General features: G+C 71.6%; 32 protein-coding genes and 1 tRNA gene. 10 read left to right on the forward strand and 23 right to left on the reverse strand.

Going from position 1 to position 25,207, the window contains the following annotated elements; translation table 11 throughout:
- The first annotated feature begins 193 nt into the window (after positions 1 to 193).
- The gene (locus tag AC3WRT_RS03100) at positions 194 to 994 is read left to right on the forward strand and encodes a DUF4240 domain-containing protein (RefSeq protein WP_492718989.1); all 801 of its coding nucleotides are present in this window, start codon (positions 194 to 196) and stop codon (positions 992 to 994) included.
- 3 nt (positions 995 to 997) lie between these two features.
- On the opposite strand, the gene AC3WRT_RS03105 is transcribed toward AC3WRT_RS03100, so the two are convergent.
- A complete protein-coding gene (locus AC3WRT_RS03105) occupies positions 998 to 2,434 on the reverse strand; it encodes a GuaB1 family IMP dehydrogenase-related protein (RefSeq protein WP_492718991.1) in 1,437 nt (478 codons plus the stop codon).
- A gap of 160 nt (positions 2,435 to 2,594) precedes the next feature.
- Here AC3WRT_RS03105 and abmR point away from each other — a divergent pair, with 160 nt between their 5' ends.
- Positions 2,595 to 3,116 carry an ATP-binding transcription factor AbmR gene (abmR, locus tag AC3WRT_RS03110; protein ID WP_492718993.1) on the forward strand — a complete coding sequence of 174 codons (522 nt, stop codon included), beginning with the start codon at positions 2,595 to 2,597 and terminating at the stop codon, positions 3,114 to 3,116.
- Positions 3,117 to 3,149: 33 nt separating this feature from the next.
- Here abmR and AC3WRT_RS03115 read toward each other — a convergent pair whose 3' ends face one another.
- Positions 3,150 to 3,719, reverse strand: a complete 570-nt coding sequence (locus AC3WRT_RS03115; RefSeq protein WP_492718995.1) for a YceI family protein — start codon at positions 3,717 to 3,719, stop codon at positions 3,150 to 3,152.
- Between the two features lie 235 nt (positions 3,720 to 3,954).
- On the opposite strand from AC3WRT_RS03115, the gene AC3WRT_RS03120 reads away from it, so the two are divergent.
- A tRNA-Phe gene (locus AC3WRT_RS03120) sits at positions 3,955 to 4,031 on the forward strand.
- A gap of 178 nt (positions 4,032 to 4,209) precedes the next feature.
- The gene (locus tag AC3WRT_RS03125; RefSeq protein WP_492718997.1) at positions 4,210 to 4,362 is read left to right on the forward strand and encodes a zinc ribbon-containing protein; all 153 of its coding nucleotides are present in this window, start codon (positions 4,210 to 4,212) and stop codon (positions 4,360 to 4,362) included.
- A 52-nt stretch (positions 4,363 to 4,414) separates the two neighbouring features.
- On the opposite strand, the gene AC3WRT_RS03130 is transcribed toward AC3WRT_RS03125, so the two are convergent.
- From AC3WRT_RS03130 to AC3WRT_RS03140, 3 genes are all read right to left on the reverse strand, one after another.
- On the reverse strand, positions 4,415 to 5,593 hold the full coding sequence (locus AC3WRT_RS03130; RefSeq protein WP_492718999.1) for a DUF4236 domain-containing protein: 1,179 nt from the start codon (positions 5,591 to 5,593) through the stop codon (positions 4,415 to 4,417).
- Positions 5,594 to 5,673: 80 nt separating this feature from the next.
- On the reverse strand, positions 5,674 to 7,137 hold the full coding sequence (locus AC3WRT_RS03135; protein ID WP_492719000.1) for a GmrSD restriction endonuclease domain-containing protein: 1,464 nt from the start codon (positions 7,135 to 7,137) through the stop codon (positions 5,674 to 5,676).
- 295 nt (positions 7,138 to 7,432) lie between these two features.
- Positions 7,433 to 8,002: a TetR/AcrR family transcriptional regulator gene (locus tag AC3WRT_RS03140; RefSeq protein ID WP_492719002.1), complete on the reverse strand. Its 570-nt coding sequence runs from the start codon at positions 8,000 to 8,002 to the stop codon at positions 7,433 to 7,435.
- Positions 8,003 to 8,097: 95 nt separating this feature from the next.
- Here AC3WRT_RS03140 and AC3WRT_RS03145 point away from each other — a divergent pair, with 95 nt between their 5' ends.
- On the forward strand, positions 8,098 to 8,259 hold the full coding sequence (locus tag AC3WRT_RS03145; RefSeq protein WP_492719004.1) for a hypothetical protein: 162 nt from the start codon (positions 8,098 to 8,100) through the stop codon (positions 8,257 to 8,259).
- A 231-nt stretch (positions 8,260 to 8,490) separates the two neighbouring features.
- The gene (locus AC3WRT_RS03150; protein WP_492719007.1) at positions 8,491 to 9,006 is read left to right on the forward strand and encodes a nitroreductase family protein; all 516 of its coding nucleotides are present in this window, start codon (positions 8,491 to 8,493) and stop codon (positions 9,004 to 9,006) included.
- Between the two features lie 13 nt (positions 9,007 to 9,019).
- Here the strand turns inward: AC3WRT_RS03150 and AC3WRT_RS03155 are convergent, their stop codons facing one another.
- From AC3WRT_RS03155 to AC3WRT_RS03235, 17 genes are all read right to left on the reverse strand, one after another.
- A complete protein-coding gene (locus tag AC3WRT_RS03155) occupies positions 9,020 to 9,373 on the reverse strand; it encodes a gas vesicle protein K (RefSeq protein ID WP_492719009.1) in 354 nt (117 codons plus the stop codon).
- Positions 9,370 to 9,588, reverse strand: coding sequence for a gas vesicle protein (locus tag AC3WRT_RS03160; protein WP_492719011.1), 219 nt, complete (start codon positions 9,586 to 9,588; stop codon positions 9,370 to 9,372). Before AC3WRT_RS03160 ends, AC3WRT_RS03155 begins: the two co-directional genes overlap by 4 nt.
- On the reverse strand, positions 9,585 to 10,385 hold the full coding sequence (locus AC3WRT_RS03165) for a GvpL/GvpF family gas vesicle protein (RefSeq protein WP_492719013.1): 801 nt from the start codon (positions 10,383 to 10,385) through the stop codon (positions 9,585 to 9,587). The genes AC3WRT_RS03160 and AC3WRT_RS03165 overlap by 4 nt, the downstream gene beginning before the upstream one ends.
- Positions 10,386 to 10,397: 12 nt before the next feature.
- A complete protein-coding gene (locus tag AC3WRT_RS03170) occupies positions 10,398 to 10,862 on the reverse strand; it encodes a gas vesicle protein (RefSeq protein ID WP_492719016.1) in 465 nt (154 codons plus the stop codon).
- Entirely contained in the window at positions 10,859 to 11,206 is a 348-nt protein-coding gene (locus AC3WRT_RS03175; RefSeq protein WP_492719018.1) for a gas vesicle protein GvpO, read from the reverse strand. Before AC3WRT_RS03175 ends, AC3WRT_RS03170 begins: the two co-directional genes overlap by 4 nt.
- Complete coding sequence (locus AC3WRT_RS03180) at positions 11,199 to 11,444, reverse strand: gas vesicle protein GvpG (protein ID WP_492719021.1); 246 nt, start codon at positions 11,442 to 11,444, stop codon at positions 11,199 to 11,201. Before AC3WRT_RS03180 ends, AC3WRT_RS03175 begins: the two co-directional genes overlap by 8 nt.
- Positions 11,435 to 12,244, reverse strand: a complete 810-nt coding sequence (locus AC3WRT_RS03185; protein ID WP_492719024.1) for a GvpL/GvpF family gas vesicle protein — start codon at positions 12,242 to 12,244, stop codon at positions 11,435 to 11,437. The genes AC3WRT_RS03180 and AC3WRT_RS03185 overlap by 10 nt, the downstream gene beginning before the upstream one ends.
- A gap of 9 nt (positions 12,245 to 12,253) precedes the next feature.
- Positions 12,254 to 12,667, reverse strand: a complete 414-nt coding sequence (gene gvpJ, locus AC3WRT_RS03190; protein ID WP_492719027.1) for a gas vesicle protein GvpJ — start codon at positions 12,665 to 12,667, stop codon at positions 12,254 to 12,256.
- 96 nt (positions 12,668 to 12,763) lie between these two features.
- Positions 12,764 to 14,035 (reverse strand): SRPBCC family protein, encoded by a 1,272-nt coding sequence (locus AC3WRT_RS03195; protein ID WP_492719029.1) that lies wholly within the window; start codon positions 14,033 to 14,035, stop codon positions 12,764 to 12,766.
- A complete protein-coding gene (locus tag AC3WRT_RS03200; protein ID WP_492719032.1) occupies positions 14,035 to 14,985 on the reverse strand; it encodes a hypothetical protein in 951 nt (316 codons plus the stop codon). Before AC3WRT_RS03200 ends, AC3WRT_RS03195 begins: the two co-directional genes overlap by 1 nt.
- Positions 14,986 to 15,193: 208 nt before the next feature.
- Entirely contained in the window at positions 15,194 to 15,424 is a 231-nt protein-coding gene (locus AC3WRT_RS03205) for a hypothetical protein (protein WP_492719034.1), read from the reverse strand.
- A 313-nt stretch (positions 15,425 to 15,737) separates the two neighbouring features.
- Complete coding sequence (locus tag AC3WRT_RS03210) at positions 15,738 to 16,421, reverse strand: GTP cyclohydrolase II (protein WP_492719036.1); 684 nt, start codon at positions 16,419 to 16,421, stop codon at positions 15,738 to 15,740.
- Positions 16,418 to 17,113, reverse strand: a complete 696-nt coding sequence (locus AC3WRT_RS03215; RefSeq protein WP_492719038.1) for a RibD family protein — start codon at positions 17,111 to 17,113, stop codon at positions 16,418 to 16,420. The genes AC3WRT_RS03210 and AC3WRT_RS03215 overlap by 4 nt, the downstream gene beginning before the upstream one ends.
- Entirely contained in the window at positions 17,106 to 18,104 is a 999-nt protein-coding gene (locus AC3WRT_RS03220) for a lysylphosphatidylglycerol synthase transmembrane domain-containing protein (RefSeq protein WP_492719040.1), read from the reverse strand. Before AC3WRT_RS03220 ends, AC3WRT_RS03215 begins: the two co-directional genes overlap by 8 nt.
- A gap of 82 nt (positions 18,105 to 18,186) precedes the next feature.
- Positions 18,187 to 19,248, reverse strand: a complete 1,062-nt coding sequence (locus AC3WRT_RS03225) for a glycosyltransferase family 4 protein (protein ID WP_492719042.1) — start codon at positions 19,246 to 19,248, stop codon at positions 18,187 to 18,189.
- Complete coding sequence (locus tag AC3WRT_RS03230; RefSeq protein ID WP_492719044.1) at positions 19,236 to 19,634, reverse strand: 6-pyruvoyl trahydropterin synthase family protein; 399 nt, start codon at positions 19,632 to 19,634, stop codon at positions 19,236 to 19,238. Before AC3WRT_RS03230 ends, AC3WRT_RS03225 begins: the two co-directional genes overlap by 13 nt.
- A 33-nt stretch (positions 19,635 to 19,667) precedes the next feature.
- Positions 19,668 to 20,648 (reverse strand): zinc-dependent alcohol dehydrogenase, encoded by a 981-nt coding sequence (locus AC3WRT_RS03235; protein ID WP_492719046.1) that lies wholly within the window; start codon positions 20,646 to 20,648, stop codon positions 19,668 to 19,670.
- Between the two features lie 83 nt (positions 20,649 to 20,731).
- Between AC3WRT_RS03235 and AC3WRT_RS03240 the strand changes: the two genes are divergently transcribed.
- The 3 genes from AC3WRT_RS03240 to AC3WRT_RS03250 all read left to right on the forward strand — a co-directional run bounded on the left by AC3WRT_RS03240 (position 20,732) and on the right by AC3WRT_RS03250 (position 23,705).
- Positions 20,732 to 21,550, forward strand: a complete 819-nt coding sequence (locus tag AC3WRT_RS03240; protein WP_492719048.1) for a CDP-alcohol phosphatidyltransferase family protein — start codon at positions 20,732 to 20,734, stop codon at positions 21,548 to 21,550.
- On the forward strand, positions 21,547 to 23,217 hold the full coding sequence (locus AC3WRT_RS03245; RefSeq protein WP_492719050.1) for an alkaline phosphatase family protein: 1,671 nt from the start codon (positions 21,547 to 21,549) through the stop codon (positions 23,215 to 23,217). The genes AC3WRT_RS03240 and AC3WRT_RS03245 overlap by 4 nt, the downstream gene beginning before the upstream one ends.
- Before the next feature lie 98 nt (positions 23,218 to 23,315).
- Positions 23,316 to 23,705: a hypothetical protein gene (locus AC3WRT_RS03250; RefSeq protein ID WP_492719052.1), complete on the forward strand. Its 390-nt coding sequence runs from the start codon at positions 23,316 to 23,318 to the stop codon at positions 23,703 to 23,705.
- Here AC3WRT_RS03250 and AC3WRT_RS03255 read toward each other — a convergent pair.
- The gene (locus AC3WRT_RS03255; RefSeq protein WP_492719054.1) at positions 23,700 to 24,272 is read right to left on the reverse strand and encodes a nucleotidyltransferase family protein; all 573 of its coding nucleotides are present in this window, start codon (positions 24,270 to 24,272) and stop codon (positions 23,700 to 23,702) included. The two genes, AC3WRT_RS03250 and AC3WRT_RS03255, sit on opposite strands and share 6 nt — an antisense overlap.
- Before the next feature lie 77 nt (positions 24,273 to 24,349).
- Here AC3WRT_RS03255 and AC3WRT_RS03260 point away from each other — a divergent pair, with 77 nt between their 5' ends.
- Positions 24,350 to 25,132: an endonuclease/exonuclease/phosphatase family protein gene (locus tag AC3WRT_RS03260; protein ID WP_492719056.1), complete on the forward strand. Its 783-nt coding sequence runs from the start codon at positions 24,350 to 24,352 to the stop codon at positions 25,130 to 25,132.
- Positions 25,133 to 25,207 lie beyond the last annotated feature (75 nt).

The raw sequence follows: 25,207 nt of genomic DNA on the forward strand, positions 1-25,207 counted from the left end.
TCGGCTGGCCGTGTCAAGGCGCCACGACTCACGCTCGCCCGGCGTTCGGGGTGGACGGGACGAGCTGTCGCTGGTGACGCAGCACCGTCACGGCGTGCTGGAGCCGGTCGAGGGTGGTGCGCGCGGCGGGGGCTGCAAGGACCCCTGCGCGAACGGGCTGGGCCGCCGCTCGTCGCGTGCCAGACTTCGGCGCATGCTCCGCAAACGACCGGCCCTCGCGCTATTGGGTGTCACGATCACCGCACTGGCCACTGCAGCGTGCGGCACGCCGTCGGGCCGGGGCCCCGGCGCCACCCCGGTCGACGGCACTGCGACGGCCACCGGCTGGTTCGCCTATGCGCCCCTGTCCGAGGCCGCCGCGGTGCCCGTGACCTCGGTCGCCTCCACGCCGGACGGGTCTGCGTCCACGCCGTCGCGCCCACCCACCGAAGGATCAGCCACGATGTCACGTGACGAGTTCTGGGCCGTCGTCGACCGCGTCGCCGATCCGGACCCCGCCACGGCGGCGAACGCCTTGACCTCCCAGCTCGAAGCCCTGACCCCCGAACGAATCGTTGGCTACGAGAAGCAGTACACCGCCCAGATGGCCCGGGCCAACACGTTCCTGCACCGCGCCGCAGCGGAGACGATCATGGGCTACACGAGCCAGGACGTGTTCGTGAACTTCCGCACCTGGGTGCTCTACCAGGGCCGCACGGTGTTCGACGCCTTCGTCGCCGATCCGGACTCGCTCGCCGGTCACGGCCCGGTCGACGACGAGCAGATCGGGACGACGGAGATCCTCGAGCTCGCACCCAAAGAGGCCTGGCAGACCAAGACCGGGCGTGATTCGCAGGCTGCTGGGAGCGGTGCGCCGGACGACGGAAGTCTCTACACGGAGCCGACCGGCACGCCCGTCGGTCGGGCCGAGCTCGCCGTCCGGTTCCCTCGGCTCACGGCGGCGTATGCCGGGGGCGACCCTTCCGTCGGTCCGGCACCGATCCGTACGCGCTGAGCCTCACCAGGAGGTGTGGAGCGGGCGTCCCTCGGCGAAGCCGGCGGTGCTCTGGAGCCCGACGACTGCCCGCTCGTGGAACTCCTCGAGGGTGCGCGCACCGGCATACGTGCAGCTGCTGCGCAGGCCGGCGACGATCTGGTCGATGACGTCCTCGACGGACGGGCGCGCGGGGTCGACGTACATCCGGGCCGTGCTGATGCCCTCCTCGAAGAGCGACTTGCGACCCCGGTCGTACTCGGTGTCGGTGGCCGTGCGGTTGCGCACCGCGCGGCTGCTCGCCATGCCGAACGACTCCTTGTACTGCCGGCCGTCGTTGTCGGTGTAGAGGTCGCCGGGCGACTCCAGCGTGCCGGCGAACCAGGACCCGATCATGACGTTCGACGCCCCGGCGGCGAGCGCGAGCGCGACGTCTCGTGGGTGCCGGACCCCGCCGTCCGCCCACACGTGCTTGCCGAGCTCCCTTGCGGCCGCTGCACATTCGAGCACTGCCGAGAACTGCGGACGACCGACGGCAGTCATCATGCGGGTGGTGCACATCGCGCCGGGACCGACGCCGACCTTGACGATGTCGGCGCCCGCCTCGATCAGCTCCCGCGTGCCCGCGGCCGACACGACGTTGCCGGCCACGATCGGCACCTGCGGGTCCAGGGCCTGCACCGCGCGCAGGGCCTCGATCATCTTGTCCTGGTGGCCGTGCGCCGTGTCGATGACGAGGACGTCGGCGCCGGTGCCGAGCACCTCGGCGGCCCTGGCCGCGACGTCGCCGTTGATGCCGACCGCGGCGGCCACGCGAAGCCGCTGCGACGCGTCGACGGCGGGCGAGTAGAGCCCGGCGCGGATGGCGCCGCCGCGGGTCAGGATGCCGACGAGCTCGCCGTGCTCCGACACCACCGGGGCCACCTTGCGGCGCGCCGCGGAGAGCCGCCCGAAGGCCTCCTGTGGGTCGATCGAGTCGGGCAGCACGACCATGTCCTCGTGCATGACGTCCTGCACCTGGGTGTAGCGATCGACGCCGGTCAGGTCCTTCTCGGCGACGATGCCGACCGGCTTGGGGCCGTCGACGACGACGGCGACGCCGTGGGCTCGCTTGCCGATGAGCACGAGGGCCTCCCCAGCCGTCATGTGCCGCTCGAGCGTGATCGGGGTGTCGTGCACGAGGTGACGCTGCTTGACCCACGCCACGACGTCGCGGACCACCGGGACCGGAATGTCCTGGGGGATGACCGCGATGCCGCCACGACGGGCGACCGTCTCGGCCATGCGCCGGCCGGCGATCGCCGTCATGTTGGCCACGACGAGCGGGATCGTGGTGCCCGAGCCGTCGACGGTCGACAGGTCGACATCGAGGCGGCTCGTCACCGACGAGCGGCTCGGGACCATGAAGACGTCGTCGTAGGTGAGGTCGAGCTGGGGCTGGAGGCCGTTGAGGAACTGCACGAGCACCAACTCTAGGCGTGCGGGTCGACTGACCCGCAGGAGCGGGCTCCCAACCACGGCGCGAGGACGTATGCCGTGTGCCTCGCTGCGCGGCATACGTCCTCGCTCGCCTTGGGCGTAAGGCATTGACCTTCTCTGGTAACGGGGTAATGCTGATTACATGATTACCAATGAGGCACTGGAGCGGGTGCGCGGCTGGTTCGTCGGCCGCCTGCCCGAGGAGTGGCGCAGCACGCCACCCGAGATCACTGTCGACCGTGAGGAGATCACCGTCGTGCTCACCATCGCCGACGTCGACCTGCCCGACGGCTCGAGCGACGCCGAGCGCGAGGAGGCCCGCGCCGGTCGCACCAGGGGCTTCCGCGAGGACACCCGCGGACGCCGCATGGAGATCGCCCGTGAGGCCCAGCATCGCTTCGAGCGCAAGGTGTCGTGGGCCGTCCGCGTCGGTGACCGCACCGAGCTGTTCACCCACGTGGCGGCGCCGGCGATGACGCGGCTGCGCCAGCCGGAGCGCCTCGTCCTCGACACGCTCGTCGACGCCGGCGTGGCACGATCGCGGGCGGAGGCGCTCGCGTGGTGCGTCAAGCTCGTCGCGCAGCACGAGAGCGACTGGCTCGGCGAGCTGCGCGAGGCGATGTCGCACGTCGCCGACGTGCGCACGAAGGGTCCAGCGGCCTGAGGCGCTGGGTGTGCGGCCAGGCGGCCAGGCGACCTACTGGCCCGTCTGGCCGCTGCCTCGTTTGATGGCCGAGATCTCGAACTCGAGCGAGATCCGCTCGGAGACGAGCACGCCGCCCGCATCGAGCGGCATGTTCCACTCGAGACCGAAGTCGCGGCGGTTGATGCGCCGGGAGCCCTCGAAGCCGGCGCGCAGGGCGCCCTGCGCGTCGGTCTGGACGCCGACGAGCTCGATGGGCAGCGTGACCGCCTTGGTGATGTCGCGGATCGTCAGGTGGCCCGACACCATGTAGGCATTGTCCTCGACCTCCTCGATCTGGGAGCTCTCGAAGCGGATGTCGGGCCACTTCTCGGCGTCGAAGAAGTCGGGGCTGCGCAGATGGTCGTCGCGCTGCTGGTTGCGCGTGTCGATGCTGGCCGTGCGGAGCACGAGCTCGGCATGGGACTTCGACATGTCGTCGAGGTCGGCGTAGAAGTGGCCGGTCACGTCGTTGAAGGAACCGCGGACCGTCGTCACCATGGCATGGCGGGCCGAGAAGCCGATCCGGGTGTGTGCGGGGTCGAGATCCCAGTCGCCGGTCAGGGCGGAGTCGCGGTCGGTCATGGTCTCTCCCTGCGGGTCGGTGGATGCGGTCGCGGCATCCGTCGACGACCCGGATGGCCGGTTCTGGCACGGTCACCTCGTGGTTCGGCGCGCGTGAACCGTGAGGTGTGGGCCGGAGCCCCCGAACGGCCGCTCTCCCCTTACCCCGTGGGGATCGGGAGCATGCCCCCGGCGCCACCCGCGGCCGGGTTGCAGGACGGCCTGCGGGGTCGGCTATAGTTCCACTCGTTGTCCCGGCCAGGTAGCTCAGTTGGTACGAGCGTCCGACTGAAAATCGGAAGGTCGGCGGTTCGACCCCGCCCCTGGCCACCACCCGAAACCGCAGGTCAGAACCCTCTGACCTGCGGTTTTGTCGTTTCTGTGGTCGGCCGACGTGGCAACGACTGCCGCACCGCTGCCTGGCTGGCCTGGCCCCAGCCCGGCGGCAGGAATGACCTCCCCGCGGCCGGGTAAGCGGGGACTGCAACGTCATGTTCGGAGGAGGAGATCCATGGCCGCACACGCCGGCGAGCGGGCCGAGAAGACCGGTGACTTCTACTGCGCCTCCTGTGACGAGAAGGTCCATGTCACACAAGGCGACCGCATCCCCAAGTGTCCGAACGGGCACTCCGAGTTCGAGACGCGGCGCAACGAGCCCCGCTGACTGGACGTCGGAAGGTCGGCGGTTCGACCGCGCCCCTGGCCACCACTCCGAGTCAGCTCGCGGTGGCCTCGCGGTCCTCGTCGCGGGCCTTGGCCCAGGCGTCGAGGAGGTCCCGGGTCGGGGAGTGGGCGTCCACGGGTAGAGGGCTGATCTCTCGGGTGGCACCCTTGCGGACCATCTCGGCGCCGTCGGCTGACATGGCCACGTCGAGCGGGTCGAGGCGGCGCCAGTCGCGGCCGGCCAGGAAGTCCCGACACAACGTCCCGGCATACACGGGCTCGATGGCGCCGACGCCGTCCGCGCGGACGACCAGCACGCGGACCTCCGTGGCGGACACCGCGGTCGCGAGGGCCTCCTTGGCCGTGGCGAGCACGGTCGACGCGATGGCGGTGGCGTAGAGGGCGTTCCGGTCGGTCTTGGTGCGTTTGCGCAGGGTCGGCTTCCCGCCGGGGGTGGTGTCCGGTCGGTGCTCGGGCACGATGTCGATGCCGGCGTAGGTGACGACTGCGGTGACGTACCGGGCTCCGGTATGCGGCTCGGTGGCCGCGTCGACGCAGGTGGAGTCGCTGGCGTTGTCGGCGAACGCCTCGTCGACGGCCTCGATCACGGAGAGCGGGTCGTGCTGTTGCAGCGCCTGCCAGTCGTGGTCGAGGTGGCACTGCTGCAGCTGGGTGGTGACGAGCTCGCCGTCGTGACGGCGGCCTGTCTCGCTGGGTGCCTGCTGCACGGCCCAGGCCTTTGCCTGCTTGCGCAGCGCGCGCTTCCACACCGGGACCCCGGCGGTGGCCGCCCGGTACAGCTCACGGCATACCGCCTCGACGGTGTCGCGATCCGGTGCCGGCGGGACCGGCACGACGTGCCGGGTGGATACGGGAAACTCGGAGTGGTGCAGCGCGGTCAGGGACCGCTCGGAGTCGGCCACGTCCGCGACCTGCCGGGCGCGTTCCGCCGCGCGCGCCTGTGCCTGGAGCTGCGCGACGTTGGGTTGCCGGGTGCGGGCCGAGCTGGTCACGGCCCGGGTCGACGCGGAGGAGGCGGAGCGCGACGTGCCGCGTCGGCCCGCGCCGACGGCCGTGGAGACCGTGATGGGTCCGACCCCGCTGGAGATCCGCGTCCTGCCGGACCCGACGTGCACGCGCGCGGCGCGCGGCCCGATGCTCGTGCGGACGCCCCGGGACGATGCGCGCACGCGCACTCCGGGCGCGAGCTTGAAGCTGATGCCGAGCCCCATCTACCCGTCCTGCCTTCCGTGGGCCGCTCGCAGCGGCGCGTGGTGTCCTGGCACGGTCATGCCGTTTTCATGGAGGGGGCTCACGCGGAGCGCCAGCGGGCGCGGATGTCGCCCGACTTCAGGGAGCACTGCATGAGGGTGCCCTTGCTGGTGTAACCGTGGGCGCCCTGTGGAGAGCAGAACGCGCCCGGATGCACCCCCTGGACCGGTGCCGGGGCCGCCGGCTGCACGCTCGGCTTGGGCGCCGGGGCGGCTGGCTTCGAGACCGGCGTGGGGGCTGGCTGCGACGCCGGCTGCGTGGCCGGCGTCGCGGCTGGCTTCGGGGCGGGTGGCTGGTAGAGCGGGAAACCACCGAGCTCGGCCACGGTGACGACCGGGACCTTCGTCGTGGCGCAGGTGCTGAGGACGCCGACGATCGCGGAGCGCTCCGCGGCGGTCACGGCGAGCTGGTACTTCGCCTTGACTGCGACCTGACGTGCCACGTAGGTGCACCGGTACGCCTTGGCTGGGGGCAGCCACGTGGCCGCGTCACCGCCACCCTTGGACTCGTTGACCTTCGCGGCGACCGCCGCGAGGTTCAGGGTGTCGTTGGCGAAGGCGGTCCGCTTCGCCTGCTGCCAGCCGGCCGCACCCTTGACCCAGGCGTCGGCCAGGGGCACCACGTGGTCGATCTGGACCGGCGAGGCGGATGACGTCGTCCGCGCGAACGTGATGGCCTTGCCCGTGTACGGGTCCGTCAAGGTGCCGGTCATCACCGTGCATCCGTGCGTGCCGGCCTTGAGAGTGACCGTTGTCAGGTCGCGTCGCAGGGTGTCGTTGCGCTGGTCGCAGCCGTTGCGGTCGACGTCGGTCCAGGCGGCACCGAACGCGACCCGCGCATACCCGCTCATCGGGCCACGGCCCTTGACGCTCAGGGTCCCCACCGTCGCCAAGGCGGTACCGGGTTGCGCCTGCGCGATGGCGTCGACGACCGGGTCCCCCACCGGAGCTGGGGCCGGCGACGTGGTGATCGGCGTTGGTGCGGGCGCCGGTGTCGCAGACCGAGAGGTCCCTGCCGGGGAGGGCACGAGTGTCTGCGGTGCTGCCGGAGCCGATGTGGGGACCACCGGCGGGGACACCGCGCCACCGATGGCAACGGCGACCGCAGCGCCGGCGAGGGCCACCGCTCCAGCCGCGCGTGTGGGCAGATGGGCCCACCGCACTCGCCCACGGACCAGGGCGACGACGGCCACGACGAACGCGAAGACGCCCGCGAAGAGCAGGGCGCCACCGATGCCGGAGATGAGGCCGAGAAGGGCGCTGACGGCGATGCCACTCCAGCCGAGACCTGCTGCGAGCCGCGCCCGGCTCAGCTCCCTCCGAGCGGGCGCCGGCGGCACCAGGGCCGGCGCGGCCGCAGCGGCGGCGGCGGCGCCAGCGGGCCCGGCGACGCTGCCGCCGAGCCAGGGCGGTCGCGGTGGTGCCGCCGTCCCGTACGAGGCTTCACCGTCCGACGCGGTCGTCGGCTGCGGCGCCCACGCGGACTGCGGCAAGGCGCCGGGCACATCGGGCACGTTGGCCCAGAACTGCCATTCCGGGGGCGCCGGGGGCCACGACGAGTCCGGCAGCCATCCGGATGGTGGCTCCCAGCCGGCTGGAGGAGCGGGCCATCCGGGGGGCGGGTTGAACACAACAGGCATATCGAGTCAGCAGTCCCTCACGTCGTTTTCGCGGGCGCCCCGTCCCGGCCGCGCCACGCTACTCCCACGTCGTCGTGCACCACGCCATTTCCGACAAATGACCTTTCGGTGTTCCCCGTGCTGCGGGCGTCTGCGGCGGATTCGCTGGGGTGCCGAAGCGCTAGAGCTGTCGGCTGGTTCCTCGCAGCAGCAGGTCGATGACCCCTTCGGCCCATCCTGGGCGGGTTCGGCCGTGCTGCAGGACCTCCCCCAGAAAGGCGCCGAAGGCCAGTCCTGCGAGCGCCTCTGCGTCGACGCCCTCCCGGATGCGACCGTCAGTGATGTCGGCATCGATCTCGCCCTGCACAGCGCTGAGCCGTCGTGTCAGCCGCGTCCGCAGCGCCGCGCTGAACGCCGGGTCCGTGCCCGCGAGGGCAGCGGCGACCGCCCCTCGACCGAGCTGGTCCTCGACGAGCTCCCGCACCTGCTCGAGCACCCACCGGAGCTTGTCCTCGACCGGCAGCCCGGCCGCCGGGAAGGGGGCGTCGACGAACCCCTCGAGAGTGGCCGCGAGGAGGGCGTCCCGATTGCGAAACCGCCGGTAGATCGTCGTGCGAGCGACGCCCGACCGAGCCGCTACCGCGTCGATGTGAACGGACTCGGGACCGCCCTCGCGCAGCAGCTCCAGAGCTGCACGAGAGATGCGTTCATCCACCCGCGTGTCCCGCGGCCGTCCGGGAGAAGAAGCCATCGTCGATCCTTTCGGGAACAAAGGCCGCATCAATAGCGCTACACCTTATGTAGCGATACTAGCGCGGCATCACCGTGCGAGAAGGAGGTTCCCCGATGACAGCCAGCGAAGTCCTGGTCCCCAGCGCCCTCGTGATCCTGTTCGTGGTCGCGTGGTTCGTCTTCGGCGTGATCGACGCGATGCGCGAGGACCCGGTCGATCACAGCGAAGCCCCTGAGCGGGCGTCGGCCGAGGCCGGGTCTGGACCTCGGCCCTGACGGAGGGGCCACCGAGCGCACCGTCTCCTCAAGGGCTGCGACGCCCACCGCTCCCTTCGCCAGGGGCTGCCCGCAACCGGAGCCACTGGGCACTCGGCACTGGCCTGCAGCCACCCCTGAGGTCTGGGTGGGCGGGGCTGACGTCGTCCGCAGCCGCTCGTGGACCGCTCGCTGAACAGCACTCGCAGCAAAAGGCGGACGGCACCGGCCCGAGAGGCGCACGATGTCATCGTGGAGACCTGGGACGCCTTGCGGGCGCGACGAAACGTTCGGCAGTTCACTGAGCGGCCAGTCCCTGACGAGGCGCTCCACCGAATCCTCGACGCTGGGCGGCGTGCACCATCGGCGGGCAACTGGCAGCCGTGGGACTTCGTACTCGTCACGGACAGGGCGCAGCTGGTGGAGCTGGCGAAGGTCTGGCAGGGCGCCAAGCACGTCGCCGGAGCGGCGGCAGCGATCGCGATCGTCGCGCCCGAGCCGGAGGACGATCGGCAGTCGGCGCTCCTCCAGTACGACCTCGGCCAGGCCACGTATGCGATGACCATCGCCGCGGCCGACCTCGGCGTCGGAACCAGCCACGCCGCGGCCGCCGACCAGGATCAGGCGAGGGCCGTTCTCGGCTTCCCCGACGGACGGTTCCTGGCCTGCCTGCTCTCCGTCGGCTATCCGTCGGACAAGCCGTTGGCCGTCATCGAGCGGCTCAACCGGCGCCCCTTCGACGAGGTCGTGCACCGCGGACGGTGGTGACCAGTCCGGCGGCCTAAAGCAACGTGCCGAGCGGGCCCAGATCGATGTTGAGGTCCTCCGTCGTCAGGCCGTAGCGCTCCTTGAGCTCCTCCATCGCCTGCTCCAGGTGCATCAGGCCCTGCCCCAGGCCCTCCACCTGCTCGTCGGTGAGGTCGCCCTCCTCGACGCGGCGCAACGCCTGCTTCTCCATCAGCTGCCGGATGAGCTCGATGATGGTGAGCACGAGCTTGAGCAGGTCGCGCGCCACGGCATCAGCGTCCGTCTCCAGCCGTTGCGGCAGCAGCGCCCGCCCCAGCGCAGAGGCGAGCCGCCCCTCACCCGCCGACGCACCCGGCTGGGAGGGGTCCGGCGGCGGCCAATCGCTCACGTCGGTCCCGCCTTGCGGTCCTGCGCCATCTCGGCTCGGACCGCGCTCACGACCAGTTGCAGCCGGATCTCGACGAGGTCGACGCCGGCCAGCGACACGATGACGTCGCCGGCGACGACGACACCGGTGCCCAGCAGCCGGTCGAGCAGGTCGACGAGCGCGACGGGAGCGAGGTCGCGGGGCGGCGAGCCGGACTGCGAGTGGACGGCCGTCACGTGTCCTCCAGCAGGGCGAAGGAGTAGGGCGGCCACGGTCCGCGGCCGTCGACGACCAGGCCAGGGTGCTCGCCGCGCAACCGCGTGACCAGCTCCTCGAACTCGGCCGCCTCGTCGTCCTGGACGAGGTACGCGGCGTTGAGCACCATGCTCCCTCGATGGCCGGAGAGGCGCGGATCCTGTGGCGGCAGCTGGCGACTCGCGCGCGACCGTTCGGCGAGCTGCTCGTGGATCCGCCGTGCCGTCGCCACCGCCTGCTCCTCGGACTCGAGCTGCCGCGTGGCCTGCGCCTTCTTGCGGCGAAGGTACTCCGCTCCACTGGGTTGCGGCGCGTCCGCCGCGTCGGCCCGGGCCTCCTGCGGGGAGGCCAGCACCTTGACGCTCCACTCCGCGCACCCCGTGACCCGGTCGAGGGCGTCGCTCAAGGGGCCGTATGCGTGGTGCAGTCGCTCGCGGACGGCATCGTCGTCGTAGCAGACGGTCGCAAACCGCAGGGGTGCCGTGGGCGCCAGCGTCGCAGCAGCATGGATGACCGCGTCGTGGGCGCGCACCGTGGTCTCCAGCCACGCGAGGTCCTCGAGGTTGCGGCGCAGCGCCTCCTCTCCAAAGTTTCCCATCGGTACGGCGCTGACGAGTGCGACCAGGTCCTGATGGGTCACCAGCTCCACAGGTTGGCCGTCGATGCCACGCACCGCTGCCAGGTCAGCTGTGGTGAGACCCCGGCACACGGCATACAGGTAGCGTCCCGTCGACGGCGTCGTCGTGGCTGGATCCTCCTGTCGCTGTGCCGGCGTCACGTGGCCTGCCCCTCACGCCGTCTGGCGTCGCGACCCAGAGGACGGCTCATCGGCCGTGTCGCCGGAGTCGCCGGAGTCACCGGAGTCGCCGGAGTCCTTCGCGCGGCCCTCGAGCTGAGCCAGGCGTTCGCGCAGCTCCCGGTTCTCCTCGTCGAGGCCGCGTTCACGGACGGTGAGCATCGGGTCGTGGCGCCACCAGTCGATGCCCATCTCCTGCGCCTTGTCCACCGAGACGATGAGCAGCCGCAGCTTGATCGTGAGCAGCTCGATGTCCAGAAGGTTCACCCGGATGTCGCCCGCGATGATGATGCCCTTGTCGAGGACGCGCTCCAGGATGTCCGCCAGGGTCGCCGGCTGCGGAGCGCCGGTCCGGCTGGATGCGCCCGGGTTGTACGTCCGCGTGGGGGCGCCGGCGCCTGACCGCTCCGTGAGGCCATCCGTGGCATCGGGCGGTCGTCCGGTCGTGCCCTCGCTCATCCGCGCCCCGCTCCGGCATCCCCGCGCACGTAGCGAGCCAGCCGTTTGTAGCCGACCAGCTGACCGGAGCCGTCGAGGGTGACCTCGAACGTGGCCAGGACGTCCGTGGTGCTGGGGATGCGAGACATCTCGAGCACCTCGACCTCGACGCACCAATCGTCCCCCTCTTTGCGGATGCCCACGATCCCCTCGAACTCCTTGCCCGTGAGCTCCGCCAGGTACAGGGCCGCGCGCCGGGCGGCGCGTCGGCCGTTCATCGGCCTGGTCGCCTTTCCGGAGGAGGACCTGCTGCGGTCTGCGTCCTGCTCGGACCTGGTGTCCGATGCGCTGTCGGCCTCAGCCATGTCGTGTCCTCTCCTGAGCCACCATCAGTCGCTCGATGAGCTCGTCCTCCCGCTCTGTCGCCGTGACCTCGTCGATCTGGCCTTCCTCCCTCAGGCGGTCCACCTCCTCGAGCTGACTTCGGATCGCGGCAGGGTCGTAGTAGATGTCCTCAGCCTGACGCAGCAGCTGGTCGCCCACGGCGGCCAGGCCACGCAGGGGCGCGAGCGGCAATGTCAGCAGTCCGCTGATCAGTCCCATGACCCCTCCCCCACGAAGTCGTAGGCAGCGAGCGGGCCGAGCAGCCTCAAACGGATCGTGCTGTGCACCGCCTCCGCAAGGTGCTCGAGTGCGGCGACGAGGTCGTCGGCACGCGAGTCGTCCACGAGCAACGCCACGTCCAGGACCTGCTTGGCCGAGGTGGGGCTGCGCAGCACGTGTGCAGCGGTCAGCGGCACCACGGTGGCCAGCACCAGGTCGGCGTCGTTCGCACTGCGTTCCTCCAGGGCCCGAGAGACCAGCTCTCCCAGACGAACCCGCTCGCGGTAGGACGCCTCCTCGGGCACATCACGGGTCAGGTCGCGCAGCTCACGGACCTCCGGACTGCTCGCGACGATCTCGGCCAGAACAGCCTCCTCGACGGGGGTCGCTCGCAGGTTGTACTGCCGTCGACCCCGCAGACCCTCGATCACCCGGACGAAGTACTCACCCTGGCCGACGTGCAGCTCGTCCACCAGCGTGTCCGCGTCGGGCAGCAGCGTCCCGAAGCGAATCGGGACGACCGGCGCGGCAGCGGCCAGGGCGTCGAGGACCGCCTGGTACGCCAGCAGGTCCGCCCGGCGCTGCATCGGCCTGTCCAGATCGACCACCGTTGCCGCAGTGGCCAGCTCACCGCTCCGGACGAACGTGAGGGGACGCCCCTCGATGCCGGTGAGGTCCGCGGCCAGCCGGCTCTCGACAGCGTCGAGTCCGGCGGCCGGGACCACCCCGTAGACGAACAGCGCCTGGTCCACGCCCACCTCGACCGGTGGTGCCGGACCTGCCGTCGATCGTCTCGTCATGACCATCCCTCACTCTGCCGACTGCGTCGACTTCTTGGCCGGCCGACGCTCGTCGTCATCCTTGCTGTCGTCCTTGCTGCCACCGCTGGTGAGCGCTCGCTTCACGCCCTCCACCGCCCCTTGGGTCTTGCCGGAGGCGCCCTTGTGCTGCAGGTCGTTGACCAGCTCGGGCAGGTCCTTGCCACCCTTCTCGTAGAGGTCGAGTCGGTTGGTGGCCTCGGCGAACCTCAGGTAGGTGTCCACGCTCGCGATGACGATGCGGGCATCGATCGTGAGCAGCTCGATGCCGACCAGGGAGACACGGATGTACGCGTCGATGACGATGCCCTTGTCGAGGATGGTGTCGATGACGTCGGCCAAGCCACTCGGAGCCGGGCGCTCCAGGTAGCCGCCGCCCTGTCGTCGATGTGTCTGTACTGTCATGGATCAGACTCCTGCCCCGTTCCACGGAACGTGCTCTGTCTCGGCTGTTGCTCGCCTCGCTCACCGTCTGGATGGCGAGGCGTTCGCGGCCCCGGCCTACTCCTCCTCGCGGCGGACCCTCCCGGAGCTCTGCTGGGAGTCGCCGTCGGCGTCGCCGCCCTCGGACTCCTCGTCGTCGTCCTCATCGTCGTCCTCGAGCTCCTCCTCGTCGTCGTCGTCGTCGAGGTCCTCGTCTTCGTCGTCGTCGAGCTCCTCGTCGCCCTCGAACTGCTCGTCGTTGTCCTCATCGCCGGAGCCGCCCTCCGACTCGTCCGACTCGTCACCTCCCGACTCGTCACCTCCCGACTCGTCGCCCTCGGACTCGTCGCCCTCGGACTCGTCGCCCTCGGACTCGTCGCCCTCGGACTCGCCCTCGGACTCACCCTCGGGAGACTCGTTCTCCGACGACTCCGAGTCCTCGGAGCCCTTGTCGTCCGGACCCTGCGACTCCTGCTCGTCACCCTGCGAGTCCTGCTCCTCGTTCTCGGACTGCTCCTGCTGGGCCTCCTGCTCGAGCGCCTCCTCGTGGGTCGTCACGACCTCGCTGTCGTGGATGGTGCCCCGCCAGCCCTCGATCTCTTCGCCATCGAGGATGCTCCGGGTCATCACGTGCCTACGGAAGTGCTTGAGCTCCAGACGAGCTCGTCGACCTTGGGCACGCCAGATGTTGCCGATGCGCTCGAACAAGCCCTGCGGGTAGTACTCCAGCACCACGAGGATGCGGGTCATGTTCGGCGTGAGCTCGTGGAAGGTCACGGCGCCGTCGGGATGCCCCTTCTTGCCCTTGGAGCGCCACACGATCCGCTCGTCCGGGGTCTGCTCGAGGATCGTCGCATCCCACTCGCGGTGCGACCAGACGATCTTCGCCTTCCAGTGCAGCTTGTTGTCCTCCTGCGCATCGACGGTCTCGACCTTCTTCATGAAGCTGGGGAAGTCGCCGAACTGGGTCCACTGGTTGTAGGCGACGCGGATCGGCACGCCCACGTCCGTCGACTCGATGATGTTCGTGGCCTTCGTCGGCTTGGCCGTCTTGCCGCCGCCACCGCCACCCCCGCCGAGGCCCGGGATGACGTCCTTCACCTTGTCCTTGATGCCGCTCGCGGCACCCTTCAGGGCGCCCTTGACGGGGCTCTCGCCCTCGAGGACCGACTGCCCGCCGCCGATCACGGCCTTGGCCGACGGGTTGCCCTCGGCCACGCCCTCGAGGCGGTCGCTCAGTCCGCTGACACGGTGACCGACCGCGCCCACCACTTTGCCGCTGAGAGCCTTGAGCAGGCCACCGGACGCGGTCTTGAGTCTGCTTCCACCAGAACTGCTCAACATGGCCATCACTGACCCTTCCCGGCCTGGCGCTTGGCGGCCTTCTTCGCCGAGACCTTCTTGGCGACGTTGCGCGGAGTTGCCTCCTTGGCAGGGGGTGCAGAGCCATTGGAGCCCTCGTCGGTCGACGAGTCGTCGTCGGCGCCACCCTGCTGGTCCTGCTGCTGATCCTGCTGCCGGTCCTGCTGCGGCGAGGCGTCGGACTCGTCGTCCTCGTCCTCGTCCTCGTCGTCCTCGTCGTCCTCGTCCTCATCGGACTCGGCCTCGTCGTCCTGGGACTCGGGCTGATCCTGCTCGTCCTCGTCCTCGTCGTCCTCGTCCTCGTCGTCCTCGTCCTCATCGGACTCGGCCTCGTCGTCCTGGGACTCGGGCTGATCCTGCTCGTCCTGCTCGTCCTGCTCGTCGTTCTCGGCCTGATCGTCCTGGGCCTGCGGCTCGTCCTGCTCCTCCTGCTCGTCGCCCTGCCCCTCGTCCTGCTGGGCCTGCGGCTCGCCGCCCTCGTCCTGCCCGCCCTTGGACTTCTTGCCCCCCGCCTTCTTCCTCAAGCCGGACAACGTGCCGGTCAGGCCGCTTTTCGCGCCAGAGGCAGCGCCAGACGCAGCGCCCACCGCACCGCCAGCGCCCTGCTCTCCGCCGGACTGCTCGCCGGACTCCTCGCCCCCGGACTCCAGACCGCCCTGCAGCGACTTCGTCAAGGCCTCGACCTTGGTCGCGGCCATGGTCAGCGCCGCTTCCCGGGCCACCTCGACGAGGCGCCCGGTGAGCTGGTTCTGCAGCTCCTTGAGCTGGGGATTGTCCTGGATCAGCTTGGTCCCCTGGCTCAGCAGATCCTGGCGTTGGGCGGCGATCCGCTTGCCGGCGAGCATGCCGGCGAGGGCGACTGCGAGACGCAGTTTCTTGGTCCGTCCCAGCAGGTATCCGCCGGCGACGCCAAGAGCGATTTTCGTTGGTACAGACATAGATTCGTGCCGCGATGTCGCCCCTTCGGACGGCAGGTCGCGGCTACCTCCTTCGGCCATTGTGTACCCCTCGACTTGTCCATCAAACGGTAAATCGGCGATCCCGGAAACAGTCGAAGGCAAACTCGTGAGAGTGCCCCGACCGGGCCCGGACAGCCGTCATCTGGGGGTGCCGCGTGTGCGGGATCCCCGGGTTCCGAGCGGCTGGTTAGGCCGACTCGATGAGATCCGCCAGGCGCCGCATCATGGGCACGCTGGGGTAGTTCTCCTCGCGCATCTTCTGCAAAAGCACGGCTGCATAGACAGGCACCTCATCGGGCAGCAACAGCTCCTCGATGAGGTTCATCATGGTGCTCGAGGCGTACCTGTCCTGGGCGACCTTCTCGAGCAACATGTCGAGCAGTCGAGCTCGGACGTCCGTGCCGTCGTCGTTCGTCATCGGTTCTCGTTCCGTGTTTCCGACCCTGCGACGGGCCGGGTCACCGTACGCACAGCCCGGGGGCCGCACCTCGTGCCCACGCCACACCCAGATGTGGCGGAAGTGGTCGGCAAGGCCGACCAACAGGAGCGGTGTCAGCTCGGGGCGCCCCCCGGCGTCACGAGCAAGCCACGCTCGTCGACGCCTCCTCGGCACTCTTCTCGACCGTCGGGCGCAGAAGGGGCGTCCACCTGTCCTTACCCCACCGACGGAGATTCGCAACCAACCCTCGGAGACCCAGCCGTGGGCCGGTCAGGCGCGTGAGCACCGTCTGCTACCCACCGGCCCGGTGCACTCGGCGCGCTGGGGAGAGGTCCATGGTGTGCGCAGCTCGTTCCACCTTCGCGGCCAGGTAGTGCGCGTTGGTGTCGTAGAGGTGGACACCGGTGGGCACCCGGTGCACCACGGTGATGCCGAGCTCCCGCAGCTGCTCGGCCTTGTCCGGGTTGTTGCTGAGCAACGAGATCCGCGCGACGCCGAGCGCGACGAGCATCTGCGCCGCCACGGAGTAGTCGCGCTCATCCTCGCCGTAGCCGAGCGCGACGTTGGCCTCGTAGGTGTCGAGCCCGGCATCCTGGAGCACGTATGCGTCGAGCTTCGGGTAGAGGCCGATCCCCCGCCCCTCCTGCCGCAGGTAGAGCAGGAAGCCGCCGGAGGCGGTGAGGCGCCCGACGGACTCACGCAGCTGGGCGCCGCAGTCGCAGCGTCGGCTGCCGAAGACGTCACCGGTCAGGCACTCGCTGTGCAGGCGCACGGGCGTCGTCCCCGGGGCCCGGGTGCCGGGTCGAGGCGGCGCTGAGTGGTCACCGAGGCCGAGGGCAAGGTGCTCGCGCCCGTCGGCCAGGCCGTCGAAGGTGAACGCGCGCGCGGTCGTCTCGAAACCGTCGGCGAAGGCGAGCGGCAGGAGCACCTGGGTGCGCACCCGGGCTGCGGGAAGACCCGGCGACACGGCCGTCACCGCCCCTCCTCGAAACGCGAGGACAACGCATACCTGAGCAGGACGACGTCGCCGATCTGGCGCACCTCGGCCAGCCGCGCGCGGCGACCCGGGTGCCACGGGAACCGTCCGTCTCCGACGAAGCGGCAGCCCGCCGGGTCGCCGACGAAGAAGGGCGCGACGACGAGCTGGAGCTCGTCCGCGAGGTCGTCGGTGAGCAGCTGCGTGTGCACGGTGCCGCCCCCCTCGACCATGAGGCGCTGCACGCCGCGGTCGCCGAGGTCCTCGCAGACGCGCCGCAGGGTGGCCGGCCGCCCGGCGTCGACGACGGCTGCCACGGCGCCGAGCCGGACGCGCGCCTCCTCCACGACACCGCTGGGGCAGTAGACGATCTTGTCGGCGCCGTCCGCGGCGAAGAAGTCAGCGCCCCGGTCGAGCTCACCGCGCCTCGTGACCGTGACCTTCGTCGGCGATGGCGCGAGGCCACGCGCGACGCGCGCGGAGCGGCGCTCGGCGGAGCGGACGAGCAGCCGCGGGTTGTCCTGGCGGATCGTGCCGGCGCCGACCATGATCGCGTCGCTGGCAGCCCGCTCCCCGTCGACCCGGTCGAAGTCGTCGTCGTTGGACAGCAGCAGGCGGGTGGAGCGCCCTGCGCTGAGGTAGCCGTCGATCGACATGCCACAGCTGAGGAGCGTGTAGGGACGGTCAGCCATGGACGGCTCCTTCGAGGACGGGGGCAGGGGCGACGACGGCGCTTGCCGGCACCGCGGCTCGCCTTGACGCGACGAGCAGTGCCGCACCGGGCAGGCTCGCCGCGAACGCCATCACCCCGTAGACGACGGCGGTGCCCACGCCGCCTGCCGCGCCGAGCCCGGCACCGGCGAAGAGCCAGGCCGCCGCCCCCTCGCGGGGGCCCCACCCGGCGACGTTGAGCGGGAGCGCCATCGCCACGAGCACGAGGAGCGCCAACGGCAGCAGCTGCCCCACCGGCGCCGTGACACCGGCGCTCCGGGCGGCCAGGACGAACGTGGCAACGTGCCCGGCGACCACCGCCAAGGAGGCCAGCACCACCCCTGGCCAGGTATGCCGTCCCAACAGCCCCGCGCGCGCGTCGGCCCAGGCGGCGCGCGCCACGCGTGCCACCCTTCCGCCGTCGCGCCCTCGGCGGATCCGCACCATGACCGCCGCAACGGGGAACGTCAGCAGGGCCGCGCCGAGGAGGAGGACGACACCCGCCACGCGGACGCGCGTGTCAGGCAGCGCGGACAGGCCCAGCGGTGAGGAAAGCAGCACGGCGCCCAGCGTCACGCCGCCCAGCACGACCTGCCCGGCCGAGCGTTCCCAGACCACAGACCGCAGCCCGGCGCCGACGTCACCGGCACCGCGCCCGTGACGCACCCCGCGGTTCACGTCGCCGAGCACGCCGCCGGGCAGGGTCACGTTGAGGAACTGGGACCGGTAGGACTCGGCCATCGCCGAGCGCAGGGGCAGGTCGATGCCCAGGCCGCGAGACACGAGGGTCCAGCGCCACGCCGCGCACAGGGTCGTGAGGACGGCGATGCCCGCGGCAGCGACGACCGCCAGCCAGTCGACCTGCCGCAGGGCGTCGGCCACGCTGGTGACGCCGACCCGCCAGATGAGGACCCCGAGGATCGCGGCGCCGACAAGGGGGCGCAGCCAGGACCGGTCGCCGTGCATCTGCATCGACCTTTCTGCGGAAGGTGTCTGTTGGGAAGGACGTCCCTGCCCGCCATCGGGTTCAGCGGCCCGGGACCTCACGCGACAGCTATCCGTTGACGCGCGAGAGCACGCTCGCGACCTGGTCCGTCGTCATCGACCACATGGGCAGCGACTCGCGCCGGTGGGCGGCGCCCTCACGCAGCCGCCGGCGCAGGTCCGGATCGCCCAGCCAGCCCCGCAGCGCCTCCGCGAGGGCGTCGGGGCGCCGCGCCGGCACGAGCAGCCCCGGGTCGCCGACGCCTCCTCCCCCGCCGAGCGCCTCGGGCACACCCCCGACCGCCGTGGCGAGGACGGGTACGCCCCGGGCGAGCGCCTCGGTCACGACCATGCCGTACGTCTCCGCATGGGAGGGGAGCACGAGGAGGTCCGCGGCGGCATACTCCCGGCCCAGCGCGTCGGCGCCCAGCGCGCCGAGCAGCTGGACGCGCTCGGCCAGCCCCTCCCGCTCGATGCGGTCGCGCAGCCCGGCGACGAAGTCGGGGCTCCGGGTGAGCGCGCCGGCCAGGGCGCACGACCAGGACAGGTCGCGCACCTGCCCGAGGGCCGTGACGAGGTCGGCCTGCCCCTTGCGGGGGGCGACCGCGGCGACGCACAGCAGGCATCCCCCGCCGGGCGTGCCCACGGCCGCCGGCGCCGGGTCGACGCCGGGGTGGGCGACGTGGACTGCGTCCGGGGCGAGGCCGTACGCGTCGAGCAGCCCGTCGCGCGTCCACCGGCTCGTCGTGATGACGGCGGCCGCCGCCCGAAGCACCCGGCCCTCGCCGTCGGCGGCCGCGACGTCCGAGGGGCCCAACGGCATGTGCACGAGGATGACGAGTCGGTGCCGCGGCGCCGATCGCACAAGGACCCCGTCGGCGCAGGACGCGACGAGCCCATCGACGAGCAGGACCGCACCCGCGGGGACGGTCGCGACGACGTCCTCGAGCGCGGCGAGCGCCGAGCTGTCCGGCCACGGCCAGGGTCCCGGCACCGGGTGCACCCGGAGCTGCCAGCCGGAGGCGCGCAGCCCGCCGAGGACGCGCCGGTCGTAGGTGTTGCCGCCGCTGGGCCGCTCGGGGTCGTCGATCCCGGCCGGGACGACCGCATGGACCTCCCTCAGAGGTCGCACTCGTAGCTCGCCCAGGCGACGTGGGACTCGTGCAGCGTGACCGTCAGCCCGGTCACCGGGCCGGCCGCGCCGCCGAGCCCTCCTGCCCGTATGCGGTCGACGACCCGGTCCGCGACGGTGCGGGCCAGCACCTCGGTCGTGGTGTTGACCCCGAGGAAGGCCGGCTCGTCGTCGAGGTTGCGGTAGCCGAGGGCGCCGACCACCTCCTGCACGTGCCGGGTCGCGAGTCCGATGTCGACGAGGATGTCGTCGTCGTCGAGGTCCGGGCCGCGGAAGGTGACGTCGACGACGAAGGTCGCCCCGTGCAGCCGCTGGGCCGGGCCGAACACCTCGCCACGGAAGCTGTGGGCGATCATCATGTGGTCCCGGACGGTCACGCTGAACATCGGCTCCCGCTTCCTGGTGAGGTCGGTAGGTGGTCAGTAGGTGATGGTGTGGCAGATGGCCGGCAGGGAGCCGTCCGCGAGGCGCGGCAGGACGTCCGGCAGGTCCTCGAACGGCGAGTCCCCCGTGAGCAGGGCGTCGAAGGTGTCGTCGCGCAGCAGGTCAAGAGCAAGGGCCAGCCGTTCGGCGTGCGTGTAGCGAGAGCGTCGTGCCGCCGCAATCGAACCCACCTGGCTGGCCCGGATCCGCAGCCGGGAGGAGTGGAACGAGCCCCCGAGGGAGAGCTCGACGCGTGAGTCGCCGTACCAGCTGAGGTCGAGCACCGTCGCCTCAGGAGCCAGCAGGTCGAGCGAGAGCTGGAGTCCGGCGCCGGTGGCGCTCGTGTGGACGACGAGGTCGTGGTCCCCGCGCGAGGACGCGAGGTCGTCCGGGTGCGCGTACGCCACACCGAGCCGGGCGGCCACCGCGGCCCGTGTCCGGTCCACGTCCACGAGCGTCACCCGGCAGCCGGGGATCCCGGCGAGCAGCCGGGCGACGCAGCAGCCGACCATCCCTGCTCCCACGACGGCGACCTGGTCACCGAGCCGAGGGGCTGCGTCCCAGAGCGCGTTGACCGCCGTCTCGACCGTGCCCGCCAGCACGGCCCGCCGCGCCGGCACGTCGTCGGGCACGACGACGACCGCCGCCACCGGGACGACGAACGCGGTCTGGTGCGGGTGCAGGCAGAAGACAGTCCGCCCCAGCAGCTCCGACGGGCCCTGCTCGACGAGGCCGACCGCGAGGTAGCCGTACTTCACCGGCCCCGGGAAGTCGCCCTCCTGGAACGGAGCCCGCATGGCGGCGTACTGGTCTCGCGGCACCGCTCCGCGGAAGACGATCGTCTCGGTGCCGCGGCTGACGGCCGAGTGCCGGGCGCGCACGAACACCTCGCCGGCCCTGGGCTCGGGCAGCGCGGCCGGTCGGATCTCACCCAGACCGGGCTCGACCACCCAGAACGCCTGTGCATCGGTGGACACGCGCCCAGACTAGGGCGGCTGGTGAACTCCGGGGCGGACGTCGGCGTCCTTGGGGTCAAAGCCATCGGCGACGTGGAGGCGTGGTGCGTCAGAACGTTCCCCCCGGCCCTCTCGTCGGGCTCGCCGGCGTGCTGGCGCTGCTCACCGCGCTGGACGCCGCCGACAGCGCCGGACCGGGCCCGGGCGTCCCTGGCTGGACCGTCGGGCTCGCCTGCGGGACGGTGCTCTGCGTGTCGCTGGCGGCGGGTCTCGCCCGAGCCTCGCGCCGCGCGCTCCTGCCCGCCGACCGAGTGACCCTCGCCCGGGCGGTGCTCGTCTGCGGCGTCGCCGCCCTCGCGGTCGGCACCGTGGCGTCGCCTGCGACGAGCGCGCCCCTCGGGACATCCACGGCGGCCCTGGTGGCGCTGTCGTCGGTCGCGCTCGCTCTCGACGCCGTCGACGGCAAGGTGGCGCGCCGCACCCGGACCGTGCACCCCCTCGGCGCCCGGTTCGACATGGAGACCGACGCCTTCCTCATCCTCGTCCTCAGCGCGTATGCCGCACGTCACCTCGGGTGGTGGGTGCTCGGCATCGGCGCCGCCCGCTACCTCCTGCTCCTCGTCGCGGCGCTCGGCCGGTGGGCGCCGTGGCTGAGGGGGCAGGTGCCGGCTCGACGGTGGCGCAAGGTCGTCGCGGCCTACCAGGGCATCGCCCTGACGGTGGCTGTGGCGGGGGTGCTGCCCGGCCCCGCGGTGTCCGGCGCCGTCGCCCTGGGCCTCGGACTGCTGCTGGTGTCGTTCGGCACCGAGCTCGTGACGCTGCGCCGTCTCGGCCGGGAGCCGGCAGCCGTCGGTGAGCCGGGAGCTGCCCGCGCCCACCTTGCCCTCCCGCGCACCGCCGCCGACGTGGAGGTGCTCTCATGACGTCTGCGGCCGGCGGCTCGCCAGGGCGCCGAGCCATCGGCCACCTCCTCACCGCGCTCGCCGCCCTGCTCGTGTGGGTCGCCCTCGCAGCCCCGACACCCGCCGTCGGCTGGTCGCCGACACCGCTCGACCTGCTCCGCATCCCGATCGAGGGCATCGTGATCGTCGCCGGCCTCCTCGCCCTCCGTGGCCGGGCGGCGTGGTGGTTCGCGGGTGTCGTCGGGGTGGTTCTCGGCCTACTGCTCGTCCTTCGCGTGCTGAACGCGGCGTTCCTCGACACCCTGTACCGCCCCTTCTACCCGGTCACCGACTGGCGCTACGCCGGGTCGTTCAAGGACCTCATCAGTGACTCGACCGGACCGCTGGCCGCCGCGCTGGCCGCCACCGGCGCCGCCGCGCTCCTGCTCGGGCTGCTCGTCCTGACCCCCTTGGCGCTGCACCGGCTCGGACGGCTGGTCGGACGCCATCGCACGGGCGCGTTGCGTGCCGTCGTCGCTGCGACCGTGCTGTGGGTCGTCAGCGCCGCCCTCGGTGTCCACGTCTCGCCCGACCTGCCCGTCGCATCGTCCAGCGCCGCAGCCCTCGGCAGTGACACGGCCACGGCCGTCCGTGACGGCCTGCACGACCGCGACGTCTTCGGTGGCGAGATCCCGGTCGACGCCTTCGGCGGCGCACGGCACGGCAGCCTGCTGTCCGCGCTGTCCGGCAAGGATGTCGTCGTGCTCTTCGTCGAGAGCTACGGCAAGGTCGCCGTCGACCAGAGCCAGGACGTCGCGGGCGCGCTCACCGCGGGCACGAGCCGGTTGCACGACGCCGGCTACTCGACCCGCAGCGGCTGGCTCACCTCGCCGACCTTCGGCGGGGTCAGCTGGCTCGCCCACTCGACCCTGCAGTCCGGGCTCTGGGTGAGCAGCCAGCAGCGCTACGACCAGCTGCTCGACACGGCGGGGTCCGGCTCCCCCCGCCTCACCCTGGCCCGGGCCTTTCACGGCGCCGGGTGGCGCACCGTCGACGTCATCCCGGCCAACCGCCGCGACTGGCCCGAGGGCAAGGCCTTCTACGGCTACGACCAGGTCTACGACGCCCGCACTCTCGGCTATGCCGGTCCCGGCTTCGGCTACGCGCCGATGCCCGACCAGTACACGCTGTCCGCCCTCGACCGTCTCGAGCTGGGCCCCGGCCCGGCGACAGGCCGGCCTCCGGTGCTGGCCGAGGTCGATCTCGTGACCAGCCACGTCCCGTGGGCGCCGCTGCCCCGGCTCGTCGACTGGGCCACGATCGGCGACGGCTCGACCTTCTCGGCCCAGGTGGGGCACGCGACCTCACGGGAGACCGTCTGGAGCAGCCCTGACAGGGTGCGGACGGCATACGGCCAGACGGTCGCCTACTCCCTCGACAGCGTCGTCTCCTTCCTCACCTCCACTCACGACGACGACCTCGTGGTCCTCGTGCTCGGCGACCACCAACCGGTCAGCGTCGTCTCCGGCGACCACGCGAGCCACGACGTTCCCGTCAGCATCGTCGCGCGCGACCCGGCGGTGCTCCGCCAGGTCGCCGGGTGGGGCTGGCAGGACGGTCTGCGCCCCGACCACGCCGCGCCGGTCTGGCGGATGGACCAGTTCCGCGACCGCTTCCTCACCGCCTTCAGCCCCTCCGGCGGCGGGTGAACGTGGCGCCCCCACGGATCGTCTTGGAGGAGAGGACGTCCAACACCGCGCCGTCGACCGGACGCCGCGGCGCGACCCAGTCAAGAAGGAGAGTTCCCATGAGACTTCGAGCCGTGGGTGCGGCGGCGTTGCTCGTCTCCGCCGGCGTGCACCTCTACCTGTGGTTCGACGGGGTGCGGAAGCAGAGCGTGGGGCCGATGTTCCTCGTCAACGTCGTGGCCGGGATCGTCATCGCGATCCTGCTGCTGCGCTGGGAGCACTGGGTGCCCGCGTTCCTGACCGCCGGGTTCGGGGCGGCGACGCTGGGGGCGTTCGTCATCGCCTCCACCGTCGGGCTGCTGGGCGTGCACACCGAGTGGGCCGGCGGATCGGTCTGGCTCGCAGCGGCGTCCGAGGTCGTGTGCATCGCCGTCGGTGTCGCCCTCCTGCTCCCGAGGTTGGCGGCGACGCCGGCAGCGGCGCGTGCGCACGGGGGGCACGCCTCATGACGCCGGCAACGGCCCGTCCTCGATGACGCCGAGCCGGCGCAGCAGGAAGATGACCGCCACGGCGAAGTCGTTGTCGGCCGTCTCCGCCTCGACCCGGGCCCAGTCGACCTGCTCACGCAGCGCCCGCACGACCGGAAGCACCTTGCCCAGGTCGCACGAGTGCTCCTCCAGGGCGTTGAGCTTGTAGACGACCAGCTCGGTGGCGTCGAGCACGGGCATCTGCACCGACAGGACCTCCATCATCGAGGCCCGCTCGACGTCGGCCCGGCTGACGGGACCGCCGACGGGGCTGTGGATGACATCGACCATGGCCCCGTCGGCGAAGACCTTGAAGAGCCAGTCCTCGGGAGGCTGCACGACGTCGTGGTCCTGCTCGGCGAGGTACTCCGCCACGCGGTCGGCGTCCTCGTGGGCGACCAGGAAGTCGACGTCGTGGTCCGGTTCAGGACCGCCGCGCGCCCACGCGGCGTAGCCGCCCATCAGCGCGAACGGTACGCCGGACTGCTTCAGCGCCACGGCCACCGTCTTGAGGGCCTCGCGCAGGTCGGTCGAGTCGTCAGCTCCCATGACTTCCGCCTACCCCGCCGCGCCTCACCGCTTCACCGCGCGGTGACCTCCGGCGCGGTCGGGGTAGGTGGCACCTCATGAGAGTCGCGACGTTCAACATCCTCAACGGACGCGTGCCGACCGACCAGCACGTCGACCTCGCCGGGTTCCGCGAGGCGGTCAAGCGGCTGGACTGCGACGTGCTCGCCATGCAGGAGGTGGACCGGAACCAGACCCGGTCGGACCATGCGGACCTCACGGCCATCGCGGCTGAGGTGATGGGCGCCCCCGACCACCGATTCGTCGCCGCCCTCTCGGGCAGCCCGGGTGCGACGTGGGTCGCGGCCACCGGTCTCGAGCAGCCCGATGCGGCGGCATACGGCATCGCGCTGCTCTCCCGCTTCCCCGTGCGTGGCTGGCGAGTCGTCCGGCTGGCGCCCGTGCCCGTCAGGGTGCCGATGTTCTTCTCCGGGCGCCGGCCGGAGCTGGTGCGCGATGAGCCGCGGGTGGCCGTGGTCGCCGACCTCGACACCCCCGAGGGCCCGGTCACGGTGGTCAACACCCACCTGTCCTTCATCGAGTGGTGGAACGGCCGGCAGCTGCGCCACCTCGTCTCGAACATCGCCGACGAGGACGGACCGGTGGTGCTGATGGGTGACCTCAACATGACCCCACCCCGCGCGACCCGGATCACCGGTATGCAACCGGCCGTCTCGGAGGTCACCTTCCCGACGAGCGCGCCCCGGCAGCAGATCGACCACGTGCTGCTGCGCGGGGCCGTGACGGGCGGGCCGGGCGAGGCGCTCAGCCTGCCCGTCTCCGACCACCTGGCCCTGCGCGTGGAACTGTCCCTGGGCTCACCGGCACACGGCACCGCCTGAGCCGACTGCGCCCGCCTCACCCGCGACGGGCGATGCGGTCCCGACCGTGGGGAGGGACAGTCGACGAGCGGCCGC

Source organism: Terrabacter sp. FW104-15G4B, from assembly GCF_058790095.1.